The following is a 14,278-nucleotide window of genomic DNA, read 5'->3' on the forward strand; positions in this document are numbered from 1 at the left end:
TTAACACTTACTAATCGACGAACTGCTCGATTTCCAGTTGAATGTCCTCCCATTTCTGCATTAATTCCTGCAAATTGGTTTTCATTGTTTGATAATTATCGAAGAAATTTGGTTGTGAAGTGATTGCTTCATAATTGATTTCAAGCTCCAAATCGATGGCTTTAATGTCCTTTTCCAGTTGACTAATTTTAGATTCTACCCCACTCAATTTGTTATTTAGTGACTTTAAGCGCTTTTGTTCTTCATACGACTGTTGCTTTTTTTCCTTCGGAACTTCTTTAACTACCGTTCGTTTTTCTACCTCCCGCAAACTTTCAACATTACGTGCCTCCAAATAATAGTCTATATCACCTAAATATTCTTTTATTCTTTGATCTTTGAACTCATAAACCTTATTGGTCAATCCTTGAAGAAAATCACGGTCGTGAGACACTACAATCAAAGTTCCTTGAAAACGTTTTAATGCTTCTTTAAGAACGTTCTTGGATTTTATATCTAAATGATTCGTAGGCTCATCCATTATAAGCACATTGAACGGCTGCAACAATAATTTGGCCAATGCCAACCGGTTACGTTCCCCTCCAGAAAGTACCCTTACATATTTTTCAACCTCATCGCCTCGAAACAAAAACGAGCCCAAAATATCCCTAACCCTACTCCGGTTACTTTCGTTAGACGCATCGATCATAGTATCTAAAACAGTCTTGTTTCCGTCTAAATACTCTGCTTGATTTTGGGCAAAATAGCCTAACTGCACATTATGCCCCAATTTTAAATATCCTTGGTGCTTAATTTCGCCAACTATAATTTTGGCCAAAGTTGATTTTCCCTGTCCATTTTGCCCCACAAAAGCCGTTTTACTATCACGATCAATAAGTAAACTAACGTTTTTAAGCACTTGATTTTCACCATAATTTTTTGAAACATGCTCTGCTTCAACGACGACTTTACCAGGTGTTACAGAAACAGGAAAATTTAAAGTCATCACACTATTATCATCTTCATCAACTTCAATACGCTCAATCTTATCCAATTTTTTTATAAGTGATTGTGCCATAGTTGCTTTGGATGCTTTTGCCCTAAATTTTTCAATAAGCCTTTCTGTCTGCTCAATCTGTTTTTGTTGATTCTTTTGTGAAGCGAGCTGCTGTGTCCTAAGTTCTTCACGCAAAACCAAATACTTTGAATAGGGTTTGGGATAATCGTAAATACGGCCTAATGAAATCTCGATTGTTCTGTTGGTTACAGTATCCAAAAACATTTTATCATGTGACACAATAACGACAGCTCCTGAATAGTTTTTTAAAAATCCTTCCAACCAAATTATGGATTCAATATCCAGATGGTTTGTAGGTTCATCCAACAATAAAATATCATTATTCTGTAAAAGCAATTTAGCCAACTCAATACGCATGCGCCACCCACCTGAAAAGGTATCGGTAAGCTTATTAAAATCATCACGCTTAAACCCCAGGCCTTGTAGAATCTTCTCGGTATTACCTTGGTAATCGTAACCTCCTAAAATTTCATATTGATGTTGTAGTTCATTAATATCTACCATTAGCTGATGGTATCCTTCACTCTCATAATCGGTACGTTCAGCCAACTGGGTGTTAATATGATCTAGTTTAGACTCTATTTGCTTTATTTCGATAAACGCTTCATAGGATTCCTCTAAAACAGTTCTTCCATAATCAAAATCAATATCCTGTTTTAAAAACCCAATTTTAAGTGCTTTATCGGTAGCTATTTGTCCTGTATCTGGCTCCATTTCACGAGACAAAATCTTTAACATGGTTGATTTGCCTGCTCCATTTTTACCAATAAGTCCAACACGATCACCATTACCCAATTTAAAGGTAATATCTTCGAATAGGTATTCACCTTGAAATGAAATTGATAAATTATGGATATTAATCATAGAAATGTAACTTTTATTACTAAGCCCTTATTGTAAAAACTTATTTTTGCTATCAGTTTTAGATTTGATTTTTCTTAGTCTCTAATCTATAAAATGCGTTTGCAAAAGTACATAAATATTATGTTTAAAAAAGGGAATAAATTATACAGCATCTTAACAGGCACATGCCCAAAGTGTCACGAAGAATCAATGTTTAAGAATAAAAATCCTTATATACTTTCAGAGATTCTAGACATGCATGAAACTTGCTGTAACTGTAGCACAAAATATAAAATTGAACCTTCCTTTTTTTATGGCTCTATGTATGTGAGTTATGCCGTTGGTATTGCTTTTGCTACTGCTGCCTTTGTAATTTCCTTTTTCGTTTTTAATGCAGGTATCAATATCGTTTTCACTAGCATTGTTGCTACCTTGGTGGTATTTCTGCCCATCATTATTAGGATTTCCAGAAACATATGGATAAACTTTTTTATGCATTACGATAAGTCATTGGCCAAGAAATGATTTTCTTTGTGATATGTTTACGGTGACTTCGAGCATTTCGATAAGCTCAACACCCAACCCTCTGTCACTGGCAAGAATGGCTCTAATCGCTACAAACTTTAATCATCAAATCGCTTTATATCGATATCCTTATCCAAAGGTGTATTGAATTCAATATATTCAAACAGTTGTTTGGCCACATAAGGAGCAATCATTACACCTCTAGTACCTAATCCGTTAAACACATATAGGTTACCATGAGTTGCATGTCTTCCTACCAACGGCCGTCGATCCTTTACTGTAGGACGAACCCCTGCAACTTGATCGACCACTTCAAACGGGCAATTAATAAGTGTTTTTAATTTATCTGATAGTTCAATTTTTGCCGATTCACTTATGGTATTAGATGTATCTCCCCAACCATAAGTAGCTCCCACCAAATAGTTATGGTGCTTCAATGGGATCAAAAACACAGGACCTTTTAATACATAATCTATCTCTAAATCAGGGGCGTGAATGGTTAACAGCTCGCCCTTTGTTGGTAATAAGGGTAAATCCGTGAAAAAAGGATTTTTGCTCATATTATAGCCTTCCGTAAAAACAATGTTCTTTGCTTTTATATGATTATAAGTTACATCGCTATTGATCACATGAAGCATGCTATGCTTAAACTCGCTTTCAATAAGCCTTCCTTCTTGATTGAGCTCATGTTTATAGGCCTTCACCATTTTTTTTACAGCTATTCTACCTGTATATTTTACTTCTCCAAAACCATAAGGCGCATTAACAGCATTATTATTATTTCTAATTAAGGACGTAGACAGATATTTAGTAAGCTGTGGTTTATCGGAAGCTGTATACCAATCGTTCTGTTCCTCAAACGAAGTAAACTTTCTATAAACAGGGATTTTATAGTCCAATTTAACTTTTAGTCGTTTTTCGAGATTGCTATAAAGACTAGAAGCTAAAAGCAACTGTTCGTCACTTTTCCAAACTGGAGTAAACCGTTTTAGCACTACAGGATTATACAATCCTCCAGCAACAATAGAAGATCTTTGGGACTGGTCATCAAAAACCACAAAAGTTTTGTTATTGGCCCTTAACTGTTCACAAAAGCCAATACCTGCCAAGCCAATACCTACAACAATATAATCAACTTTCATTAGGCGAAGATAATTCTAAATTCCAAGTTTCGGGCTTAAAGTTTGAGATAAAAAAACGCCCACTTAAAAGTGGGCGTAAATTCTATTAGTATAACCTTGTGCAACTTAGTAAGTCCACATATCGAGTTCGAAATCCCTTATTTGGGTTTTAATTCTTTCAGATTCCAATAATTGCATTAATGCATTTTGTGCAATGTATTCATTAACCTTTCTATCACCCTGAACATTTTCCTCAGCATAAATGATGGCATTAAAACGTCTTGAGTTTAATATATGGTCAAAAGAGAACGGCATGGAACTGTTTTCATTATTAAAGGACTTCGCTTCATGCAACACTTCCCTGGCATCTGGGAAAAACACCCAAAACAACTCCACTAAATCAGGGTTTTCATCATGAATAAAATTCACATCGGGAGCTACAGGGGCGATACCCAACAAACGGTATTTCATTTCCGATTGACGTTTATCGAAATACCAAAGTCCTTTAATTCGGTACTCTTTAATATCGGCAGCTGAGATCTCGTATGTATCTATATATTCTGCTGACAATTCTTCACCTGCATTTAATTGCTCAATACCTAACTCTGTAGTATCCACTTTTTTCAATGCCGCTTCAATATCTTTTAACGTTCGCTTTGTGTTAAAATAGGAATCATCATAAATGTTTTTTATGTTCCCATTTTTGATATTTTTCATAAGCACATCGTACAATGAGCGTCTATCTTTACCAATATTATTGGTATCAATAGGGTAATACAATGGGAAATTAACACGCTCATCTAGAACGATTTTTTCCCAAACCAATGATGAATACAGGATGTCCCTATCGTCAACATAGCCGTAAGCTAACGGTTCGTCATTATCAATGGCTTTTTGTGCTTCTGTTCTTACACCTATTTCTTCTGGAGATTTCGCATTTAATATATTAGCCTGTGCAAATACATGCGATACTGCAAAAACAGTTAATACGGTTAATAAAAAACTTTTAAAATTCATCTGTTCCATTTTATTTTTCACAATGTTCATATCTGGGGCTATATTAGCACAGTATGTAACAGCTATAGCCCATATATTTGACTATAGCTGTTTATTTTAATTTGTAAGTTCAATAATTACAGGCGACACTTTTTTAAGTATCACACTTACGCCACTTGCTTTGGCTTCAATATTAAATATTTGAACATCAGAACCACGCTTGGCTTTACGCAATGCACCTTTGGCTCGACTATCTAATTTATTGCCATTCACTTGAATGGTTGGTTGACCAGAGACTTTAAACATAAAACCAGTTACACGCAACGGTAATTCGAAATCGAAATCATCGAACATAGCGCCTATAGTTGATATCTCTAAGCTTTGACGTTGCATTTTAACCTGTCCATCTTCTCCTCTTACGGTTCCTGTTGGTTTTGGTAAATCTTTAATCCTGAAGGTTGCTTTATCGCTTACGCCTTGTCCATCTGGTAATTTACCAGAAACGTTAATAGTAACTTCTCTTCCTTTAATTGAAGTTGCATCCATAACGTATTTGCTTCCTCCAACTCTAGATAACCCTTGAGCGCTAGCACTAACATTATTATCTGAAATACCTGCAAAAGAAATGGTCATTGGGTTTTTCACCCCACGGTAAACCACATTCATTTTATCTGCAGAAATCGTTGCTGCATTTGGCTTAGGTACTGTAGCAAATGATGATGATACAGGAACTTCAATATCCTCTCCGTCCTGAGCAAAAATTAATTTTCCTTCAATTTTATGCTCACCTGGAGCACCCGTACCCACATTTAATTTCACTTTACCATCTTCAATTGTATATTGGTTTTCGGTTAAAGGTCTACCATCTAAAGTCAACTCTACACGATTTGGTTTAGTAGTTGCATCTTTTCTTCCCAATACTATTTGACCATCAAAGGTCTCTCCGTTAAAGTAAGCCGATTTAGTGGTTTCCAATAAGGTTGTATAATTAGTCATAGATACCTCACTAGTTAAAGTACCTTGTAACATATTAGACAACACCTCAGATTCAGTCGTTTTAATATCTGCTTGAAGCTGTGTCATTTTGGTTAAAGAAGCTACCAAAGGGAATCCTTTAAAATTACGGTCTAGCCAAGATTGTGTTCCAGCACCTCGTTTAGTGTCATCTGTATTGAATTTCTCTTGAACATCTTTTACAATCTCTTCCATTCCTGGTTGATCGGCTAAAACATTAGCTACACCATCTCTAAACGCAGCCATTTGTGCCATAAATTCTTCTCCAGCTGGCTTCAATTTGTCTCCTTTAAAGAAGTTTTCATCGAGGTAATCCCCTTTGTCCATGATTTCATAATCTTCAGGATCATCGACCGTACTTGACATTTTCGATTTTAAATCTTCTAAATAAGTATCAAATGTAGATGCTAAATCCTTTATTTGAACAGCTTTTTCCTTTAAAGGTTCGTACTTTTCCTTCTGATCTATTGCTCTTTGTTCTAAACTGGCAATAAAAGCAGTATTTCGTTCGGTTGCCGCTTGATTGGACTCCGTTAATTTTTCATTCATTAATCCAAAGGCAGAAAGGACTTCCTTCGACATATTTAATGCTAACATTGCTATGAAGATTAAATACATCAAATTAATCATTTTCTGTCTAGGAGATAGATTATTTGCTGCCATGTCTAATTAGGTTTTTTGGTTAATTAATATCAATTTGGGTTAACCCCTAATTAGCTCTTGTTCATTGCAGATAACATACCACCATAAACACCATTTAATGATGATAGGTTAGAGGCTAATGATTGCATTTGTTCTTTTAGTTTAGCTGCGTTTTCTACAGACTCTTCATTAATAGCCGCTTGCTTATTAATGCTTTCCAACTGTACTTTGTACAAGCTGTTTAACGACTCCATTTGAGCAGCAGCTAATGATAATTCTTCTCCGTATTTTTTGGTCGCTTGAATAGAATCTACAGTAGGTGAAATACTTTTGGCAGCACCTTCAAAGTTCTTGATGCTGTCTCCTAAACTGGTTAATAATTCACCATCTATTTTAGCTTCTTTTAGTAATTCATCTAATTTTTTAGACAAAAGGCCTTGAGCATCTTTTGGTTCTTTGCTGTTGGCTTGACCTCCAGCTAATTCTGGATATACCAACGACCAATCTAAATCTTCATCAACAGGTTCGAATGCCGATATTGCAAATATAATTGCCTCTGTTACCAAACCAATGGTTAACATAACGTTACCTGTTAGCGGTCCAATTTCAAAATGTATAATCTTGAATAGTGCTCCAACAATTACAATTGATGCTCCTAAACCGTAAGCTAAATTCATAAACTTTTTACTTGCTTTTGACTGTGCCATAATTTTCGATTTTTAAGTTAAGTACGAATACTTAAGTAGGTTAATTAATAGTATTATTTAAAATTGATTTGATTTATGTTATTTACCGTTCTTGGTTACCTTTGTCCCCATGTAATCCTGAACAGTTCTAAATCCTATATAACATCTTGCTGAATCTGCATACTCATAGTCCCTAGTACTCACCTGTAAAAAGTATGCTACATCTTTCCAAGATCCACCACGCACCACTTTGCGGTGGTTTTTATTATCTTTTACACTTGGGTTAACCGTAGAAACATATTCGTATGATGATGGATCGTAAGAATCGTTCACCCATTCTGATACGTTACCCGCCATATTGTAAAGGTTATAATCGTTTGGCTCGTATGAATCTGCTTCAACAGTATAAAGTGCTTGGTCTGCAGCATAATCACCACGTACCGGCTTGAAGTTGGCCATAAAACAACCTCTATCATTTTTTGCATAAGGTCCTCCCCAAGGGAAAGTAGCACCACGCAAACCACCACGGGCAGCATATTCCCACTCAGATTCAAGTGGTAATCTAAATGCGTTTACAAAATGAGCTCCTTTTTTACTTTTTTGATACGAATTTTTGTAAAGTGTACGCCACTGACAGAAAGCCTGTGCCTGTGCCCATGTAACACCTACAACCGGATAGTCGCCATAAGCATCATGCCAAAAATAATCATTATGCATGGGTTCGTTATAAGAATAAGTAAAATCCCTAATCCATGTGGTAGTATCTGGATATACCTCAACAGCTTCTTTTTTAATAGCATCTTTGCGTTTTAAAGCCCTGTTTTTTGCAACTTTTTGAATATCCATATAAGTATACTGGAACTTAAATTTCTTTACATCCCAAGTACGTTGACCATTATAAGATTCTTCTAATGGCAAATACATAGTATCCATTACCTCAGAATAATATTCGTCTGGATATTCTGCAGTATCAAATATTAAATCAATATCACGGTTAAGTTTATATCCTTCATAAGGATCCTCTCCTAACCCAAAATAATTATCGTGCATGTATTTTTCGTAGGCCGTCATGTTAGCCGTATCGGCATCTTTAAATGCAAATTCACCAATACCTCCATCCTCTGGGGTTAAACCAACCTCATCTGCTAAAATGGCTAATTTGGTTCTAATAATAGAATCTCTGACCCAATTTACAAATTGACGGTACTCACTGTTAGTTATTTCGGTTTCATCCATATAAAAGGCCCTAACAGTTACTGTTTTGGCTGGAGCATTATGCACTCCTGCTAAATCATCATCTGCTTTACCCATTGTAAAAGCACCTCCTGGAACAAGTTCCATACCGTAGGGCTTTTCTGGATGCCATTTCTTTCCTTTAACACCAACAAGCTCGCCTCTATCTTTAGAGCCACAACTTGCGAACATTGTTAGTAATGTGGTTAATAAAATAAACTTCTTCATATCCATAGAAAACTCGAGGTTAATTAATCTGCTTTAATTTTGAGAGCGTAAACATATCTATATATTTTTTAAAAAGCAACTTTTTTTCTAAAAAAAATACGTTTTATCGTAAAAAATAAGCATTTCATCGATAAAATTAACATCTTATATACTTATCTTAACTATACGCTATTTTTTTGAAATGCTTTATACCAGCGGTCTGGCACCACATTGTTACAAGCATCCTTATAATCTTGGTGCATGCAAGGTAATAACGTATGTCTCTTTAATTTATTATTGACTTCGGCCAAAAAAGGAATCTCAATCCACCAACGTCCCGTCTTATTGCTCTTGTAGAAGACTAATTCCTGTTCTTCTACAAGAGCAATAAATTTTTGATAGTTGCTTTCATCCGAAAAATCATCATCCTTGACCCTAAAATTGTAACCTTCTATAAAGTACCATATCATTTGAGCAATAAGCCTAGACGTAATTTCATCATCTTTTGAAGGCTTGTATTCATATATACCAAATGAAGACACCTTATTGCTTATTCCTGCATAACGTGCAATGGCACAAATTTCCTTACCGTCTAATCCATTGGGAGAATATTTTTGGTTCAAGCTTAGTTCTGAACTTTTGATTGCCCCTAAATCAACGCTTACCAAATTGGCATCACGTAATACCGGTTCCACCACAGTAACATCTTTTGATATTTGCCCCAAGCGGTATGCCTCAAAATAAAGTTTATCCATTAAATCTATTTCCTCTTGCGAGTTAAAATAGGTTTGATAACCAATGGTCGCATAGTTAAAAAGGTTATATGGTTCCTCTAAAATAATTTTCCCCACAAAGCTATTGTTCTTGATTGGTTTTGCAGAATCTCCCAAATCGAACTTACTATCTACATTAACAATATTAACCATTGGAACAATATCATCATAAGCCCGGTAATTAGCATAGGTAAGGTCTTGGGTTCCACCTATTATTATAGGTATGATGTTTTTTTTGATTAATTCGGCAATAGCTGTTTTTAAAGCGAAGTAGGTATCCTCTACGCTCTCTCCCTTACTAATATCCCCTAAATCAGCAACAGCAACTGTCCAACTCCCAGGAAAAAGTTCGTAAAATGCTTTTCTTATCTCATGCAGCTGAAACTCCTCTCCTATATAGTTAATATCGTTTCTGTTTTCCAAAACACCAACAAGTGCAATTTTTACACCATCTAAATCCGGCATACCGTTTTGTGCAGAATGGATTCTGAGTTTTCTCCCTAAGGCTTGAGTGGACAATAATTCGTTGTGCGCAAGCACCAAATCTGAAACTGGTGAAAGAAAAGTAAAATTCATAACTAATGCGTAAGCTAAACTGTCGCCCTTTTCGGGGCTTTTACACAAATATTAAAAGAATAAATGATTTTCACGCACTATTTAAGATAAAAAAGATCCGTAATTATTGAATTCCCTTAAATCTTTGCAAAAACGCATATTGCTACTGTGAATATAATGTTTAAAACATAAATACATTACGGAATAAAAGATGGCCAAACAAGTGTAAAACCAGTTTGGCCAAATATAATTTAGCTTTAATGCTGACTATTTCTTCTTAGCAGTACGCTTAGTCACCTTTTTCTTTGGTGCATTAGCTTCAATTAATGCTTTAGCTTCATCTAGAGTCATATCTGCTACATCTACAGTTTTGGCTAACTCTACTTTAGTCTTGCCTTTTATTACATGATGTCTTCCCCAACGCGCTTTCTCAACACGAATGCCTTCAGCCTCCCAGTAATGAACTAATTTATCCTTTTCCTTTTGAACTTTATCTTCAATCAATTCAACAATATCACTATCGGAAAGATTATCCCAATCATATTTTTTATTGACATTAATAAACATATTATTCCATTTGATGAATGGTCCAAAACGACCTTTCCCTTTTTGGACAGGCAACCCTTGATACATATATATAGGAGCATCTGCTTTTTTCTTTTCGTCTATAAGTGCAATAGCTTCATCAAGCTCAACACTTAATGGATCGGTCCCATTAGGTAAGGAAACAAATGATTTACCATATCTTACATAAGGCCCAAAACGACCATTATTAACTTCAACTTCCTCACCTTTATAAGCACCGAGGTGTTTTGGCAACTTAAACAAGTCCATAGCCTCCTCAAAGGTAATATTATTCAATTGTTGATCTGGGCTTAGGCTAGCAAACAACGGTTTATCTTCATCGTCAACCGTTCCTATCTGTACCATAGGCCCAAACTTACCCAAACGCACACTAACTTGTCTACCCGACTTTGGATCGGTTCCTAAAATACGTTCACCAGATTCGCGGTCGGCATTTTCTTTAACGTCTTCTACTTGAGGGTGAAAGTCCTTATAGAACATCTTCATCATTTTGGTCCAGTCTTCCTTTCCTTCAGCAATATTATCAAAATCCGATTCTACCTTAGCTGTAAAATTATAATCTAAAATATGTTCAAAATGGTTTACCAAAAAGTCGGTCACTATCATACCAATATCTGTTGGTACCAACTTACCTTTATCTGAACCTACTTTTTCCGTTAAGGATTTAGCTTTGATTGCCCCTGCCCTTAAGGTGAGTTGGGTATACTTGCGGTCTTCACCATCCACAGAACCTTTCTCTACATAATTTCTATTTTGGATTGTAGAGATGGTTGGTGCATAAGTTGAAGGTCTACCTATTCCCAGTTCCTCCAATTTTTTAACCAAAGACGCTTCGGTATAACGTGCTGGAGGACGCGTATAGCGTTCGGTTGCTGTTATGTAATTATTGAATAGTGACTCGTTTACCTTAAGCATAGGTAACATACCTTCCTGCTCTTCAACTTCATCATCGGTCCCTTCTAAATACACCTTTAAAAATCCATCAAACTGAATCACCTCTCCATTGGCGCTAAATGTTTCATTGTGTGTGGAAGCCTCTATTTTTACATTGGTACGCTCCAATTGCGCATCGCTCATTTGAGATGCTATAGCACGCTTCCATATTAAATCGTATAACCTGGCCTGGTCCCTATCAACATCAATTGAAGACAAGGAAAAATCGGTTGGACGTATAGCTTCGTGGGCATCTTGTGCTCCTTTAGTTTTACCAGTGTAATTTCTTGGCTTACTATAATTAGCACCGTATGTTTGCTCAATTTCTTTTTGTGCACCCTGTCTGGCTTCATCAGATAAGTTAACACTATCGGTTCTCATATAAGTAATCAATCCCGCTTCGTACAAACGCTGCGCCATGGTCATGGTTTTGCTTACTGAAAAATACAGTTTCCTTGAAGCTTCCTGTTGCAAGGTAGATGTTGTAAACGGTGCTGCAGGCGATTTTTTAGCTGGTTTTTTTTCTAAATCGGCCACTTTAAAATTAGCTGAGGCATTCTGTTCCAAAAACGTTTGAGCTTCTTCTTTGGTCGCAAAGTTTTTAGGCAACTTTGCCCTGAAGGTTTGTCCGTCTTCATTGGAGAACTCAGCATCAATTCTATAAGAAGCTTGAGGTGTAAATTCTTGAATTTCACGTTCCCGTTCGACAATCAATCGTACTGATACCGACTGTACACGACCTGCAGACAGCCCTCCTTTAACCTTGCGCCATAAAACCGGAGATAATTCATAACCTACAATCCTATCCAACACACGACGTGCTTGCTGGGCATCGACCAAATCGTAATCTATACCACGCGGATTCTCAATAGCCTTTTGAATGGCCGACTTTGTAATCTCATGAAAAACTATACGTTTTGTCTTTTCTTTATCGAGTTTTAAAGTTTCTGCCAAATGCCAAGCTATAGCTTCTCCTTCACGATCTTCATCACTGGCCAACCAAATGGTATCGGCTTTTTGAGCAAGCTCCTTTAGTTTTTTTACAACCGCTCTTTTGTCTTTGGAAACTTCATATTTAGGTTTAAAATCGCAGTCAACATCAACGCCTAGTTCTTTTGAGGGCAGATCGGAAATATGCCCAAAACTAGATTCAACTTTAAAATCCTTTCCTAAAAATTTCTCTATTGTCTTTGCTTTTGCAGGTGACTCAACGATTACTAAATTCTTTGCCATACTCGATTTTTAGGCTACAAATGTATGTGAAAATTTTTTTATGCACCTAATTTCAGATGCATTGCTACTAATTTTACAATAAAAAAAGCACTGGGTTTTATAGATAAACACAGTACTTTTAAAAAATTTCAAAACGATTTATTCTGAAGTGTCTCCAATAGAGTTTATTTCATCAGCCTCTTCAAAACCTATGGATTCTTTATAAATAAAATACATTGGTAAATATGCAAAAGAAGCTGTTACAAAAACTCCTATAAAGCACATTATCATACCAACCAATTGCGCCAATATTGAAGAAACAAATAAAAGCCCAAAAGTTAACAGCCATTTTTTATTCCCTAATTTAAAACCAATTTTCACAATTTCGGAAGCAGAAATATCAGGATTAAACGCATAAACCACATTTATTAACGCTATGGGAACCATCGCATAAAAAATAGGCAACACACATAGAAGCAAGGCCACTAAACTAATTCCAAAGGTCATAGCCGCTAATTTTATGGTCTTACCCAAATAAGGTCTTTTGAAAAAATAAAAATAATCATCTGACCCAGCTTCATTTAAGTCCTTAATTTTACATATTCTATAAAAAGCAGATTTTAACCCAAACCCAATAATCATAGCAAAAAAAGAAAATACAAATATAAATATGTAAAAGGGAACAAGAATGGCAAGATTTTGTTCTTGCCCTTGCTGCAATAACTCAAAATCAAATAAACCCATAGCTATTAAAGGCAAATACATGATTATGTAAAAAGGGAGTATTAGTACAAAGGTCAACAACAACATAACTAACCCCTGTAACCATACCTTTTTAAATAGTTCGATTGACTTATTGAAAATATCACCAAAATCTAAGGCTTTGGCATTTTCAATTTTTCCTAAAATAGCATTGATTGTTTCCATATAATATTTGTATTGAATTAATAATCTGAATCGTCCCTAACCCCTATTTGGTCTATTTCACTAGCACCATCAAACCCCACTATATCTTTGTAAATAAAAAACACAGGCAAGTAAACAATAGACATGGTAAACAGCAAACCAATAACACACCCTAATATCCCAAGCATAGCCAATATCCCGGTTACGAATATGGTTCCAAATGTGATCAACCATTTTTTGTTACCAATTCTAAAGCTAGCTTTCACCACTTCCATTTCTGTTAAATGTGGATTGTTGGCAAAAACGATCGCAAAATAAGATAAAGGAACAAACACATATAGATAGGGAATAATGAACATTAATTGCGCTAATGTGCCTATTCCAGTATAAATTATACCTAACATCAATAGCCTGGAACTGTACTCTTTCTTAAAAAAATAAAAATAATCCTCTGTAATATTTTCCTTTAAATATACCTGTTTACAGATGCGATAAAAAGAAGACAGCAGCGCCAAGGTTAAAGTACTCACTAAAATACCCTGGGGTATATTGTAAATAATGTTTGAAAAATAAAAATCGTAGTATGAATTTAAGTTAAATCCTTCTACAAAAGGGTTTCCTTGCACCCCCAAGCCTATAAATGAAAACAGTAGGCCTACAACAAATCCACAGGCCATCAAAATCAAAATAACCAAAAAGCCCTTAAGCCATACTTTTTTGAAAAAATCTATTGAATTGGATATAATATCGCCAAAATCTAAGGCCTTTGCATTATTAATTTTGTTGGTTAGTGACTCAAGTGTATCCATATATTTTAGCTTTCATTTGATTTAGTTTGTGGTTAAAGATAAACATTCTCTATAAAAAATCCTGCTTAAGCAGGATTCTTATAAAATGTTATTACAATAAAAAAAGTTCTTATTAGTAGTTCATCGTTTTCTAAACATTTTTATCAATAAATTGTTTTTCAGCAATTATATACAAACTGTT

Annotated in this window: 11 protein-coding genes; 1 reads left to right on the forward strand and 10 read right to left on the reverse strand. The window is 35.4% G+C overall.

Features of this window, described 5'->3' with window-relative positions:
- Window positions 1-10 precede the first annotated feature (10 nt).
- A complete protein-coding gene (locus tag K7G79_RS02225; RefSeq protein WP_223548739.1) occupies window positions 11-1,921 on the reverse strand; it encodes an ABC-F family ATP-binding cassette domain-containing protein in 1,911 nt (636 codons plus the stop codon).
- Between the two features lie 120 nt (window positions 1,922-2,041).
- Here K7G79_RS02225 and K7G79_RS02230 point away from each other — a divergent pair, with 120 nt between their 5' ends.
- Window positions 2,042-2,425 (forward strand): DUF983 domain-containing protein, encoded by a 384-nt coding sequence (locus tag K7G79_RS02230; RefSeq protein WP_223549029.1) that lies wholly within the window; start codon window positions 2,042-2,044, stop codon window positions 2,423-2,425.
- A gap of 98 nt (window positions 2,426-2,523) precedes the next feature.
- On the opposite strand, the gene K7G79_RS02235 is transcribed toward K7G79_RS02230, so the two are convergent.
- The 9 genes from K7G79_RS02235 to K7G79_RS02275 all read right to left on the reverse strand — a co-directional run bounded on the left by K7G79_RS02235 (window position 2,524) and on the right by K7G79_RS02275 (window position 14,097).
- Window positions 2,524-3,567 carry an FAD-binding oxidoreductase gene (locus tag K7G79_RS02235; protein ID WP_223548741.1) on the reverse strand — a complete coding sequence of 348 codons (1,044 nt, stop codon included), beginning with the start codon at window positions 3,565-3,567 and terminating at the stop codon, window positions 2,524-2,526.
- A 105-nt stretch (window positions 3,568-3,672) separates the two neighbouring features.
- Window positions 3,673-4,563, reverse strand: coding sequence for a gliding motility protein GldN (gene gldN, locus K7G79_RS02240; RefSeq protein WP_223548743.1), 891 nt, complete (start codon window positions 4,561-4,563; stop codon window positions 3,673-3,675).
- Window positions 4,564-4,659: 96 nt separating this feature from the next.
- On the reverse strand, window positions 4,660-6,219 hold the full coding sequence (gene gldM, locus K7G79_RS02245; RefSeq protein ID WP_223548745.1) for a gliding motility protein GldM: 1,560 nt from the start codon (window positions 6,217-6,219) through the stop codon (window positions 4,660-4,662).
- Window positions 6,220-6,269: 50 nt separating this feature from the next.
- Window positions 6,270-6,905, reverse strand: coding sequence for a gliding motility protein GldL (gldL, locus tag K7G79_RS02250; protein WP_223548747.1), 636 nt, complete (start codon window positions 6,903-6,905; stop codon window positions 6,270-6,272).
- Between the two features lie 78 nt (window positions 6,906-6,983).
- On the reverse strand, window positions 6,984-8,351 hold the full coding sequence (gene gldK / locus K7G79_RS02255; RefSeq protein ID WP_223548749.1) for a gliding motility lipoprotein GldK: 1,368 nt from the start codon (window positions 8,349-8,351) through the stop codon (window positions 6,984-6,986).
- Window positions 8,352-8,506: 155 nt separating this feature from the next.
- Window positions 8,507-9,673 (reverse strand): formimidoylglutamase, encoded by a 1,167-nt coding sequence (locus tag K7G79_RS02260; protein ID WP_223548751.1) that lies wholly within the window; start codon window positions 9,671-9,673, stop codon window positions 8,507-8,509.
- A gap of 246 nt (window positions 9,674-9,919) precedes the next feature.
- Window positions 9,920-12,403: a type I DNA topoisomerase gene (gene topA, locus K7G79_RS02265; protein ID WP_223548753.1), complete on the reverse strand. Its 2,484-nt coding sequence runs from the start codon at window positions 12,401-12,403 to the stop codon at window positions 9,920-9,922.
- A 138-nt stretch (window positions 12,404-12,541) separates the two neighbouring features.
- Complete coding sequence (locus K7G79_RS02270; protein WP_223548754.1) at window positions 12,542-13,309, reverse strand: hypothetical protein; 768 nt, start codon at window positions 13,307-13,309, stop codon at window positions 12,542-12,544.
- 17 nt (window positions 13,310-13,326) lie between these two features.
- Window positions 13,327-14,097 (reverse strand): hypothetical protein, encoded by a 771-nt coding sequence (locus K7G79_RS02275; protein ID WP_223548755.1) that lies wholly within the window; start codon window positions 14,095-14,097, stop codon window positions 13,327-13,329.
- Window positions 14,098-14,278 lie beyond the last annotated feature (181 nt).

It is taken from the genome of Aestuariivivens sp. NBU2969 (genome assembly GCF_019931125.1).
Lineage (GTDB): Bacteria > Bacteroidota > Bacteroidia > Flavobacteriales > Flavobacteriaceae > Aestuariivivens > Aestuariivivens marinum.

Excerpts from the sequence above, each read along its gene's own strand:
- K7G79_RS02225 (WP_223548739.1), bottom strand. The coding sequence starts at position 1,921 with ATGATTAATATCCATAATTTATCAATTTCATTTCAAGGTGAATACCTA.
- K7G79_RS02230 (WP_223549029.1), top strand. The coding sequence starts at position 2,042 with ATGTTTAAAAAAGGGAATAAATTATACAGCATCTTAACAGGCACATGC.
- K7G79_RS02235 (WP_223548741.1), bottom strand. The coding sequence starts at position 3,567 with ATGAAAGTTGATTATATTGTTGTAGGTATTGGCTTGGCAGGTATTGGC.
- gldN (WP_223548743.1), bottom strand. The coding sequence starts at position 4,563 with ATGAATTTTAAAAGTTTTTTATTAACCGTATTAACTGTTTTTGCAGTA.
- gldM (WP_223548745.1), bottom strand. The coding sequence starts at position 6,219 with ATGGCAGCAAATAATCTATCTCCTAGACAGAAAATGATTAATTTGATG.
- gldL (WP_223548747.1), bottom strand. The coding sequence starts at position 6,905 with ATGGCACAGTCAAAAGCAAGTAAAAAGTTTATGAATTTAGCTTACGGT.
- gldK (WP_223548749.1), bottom strand. The coding sequence starts at position 8,351 with ATGGATATGAAGAAGTTTATTTTATTAACCACATTACTAACAATGTTC.
- K7G79_RS02260 (WP_223548751.1), bottom strand. The coding sequence starts at position 9,673 with ATGAATTTTACTTTTCTTTCACCAGTTTCAGATTTGGTGCTTGCGCAC.
- topA (WP_223548753.1), bottom strand. The coding sequence starts at position 12,403 with ATGGCAAAGAATTTAGTAATCGTTGAGTCACCTGCAAAAGCAAAGACA.
- K7G79_RS02270 (WP_223548754.1), bottom strand. The coding sequence starts at position 13,309 with ATGGAAACAATCAATGCTATTTTAGGAAAAATTGAAAATGCCAAAGCC.
- K7G79_RS02275 (WP_223548755.1), bottom strand. The coding sequence starts at position 14,097 with ATGGATACACTTGAGTCACTAACCAACAAAATTAATAATGCAAAGGCC.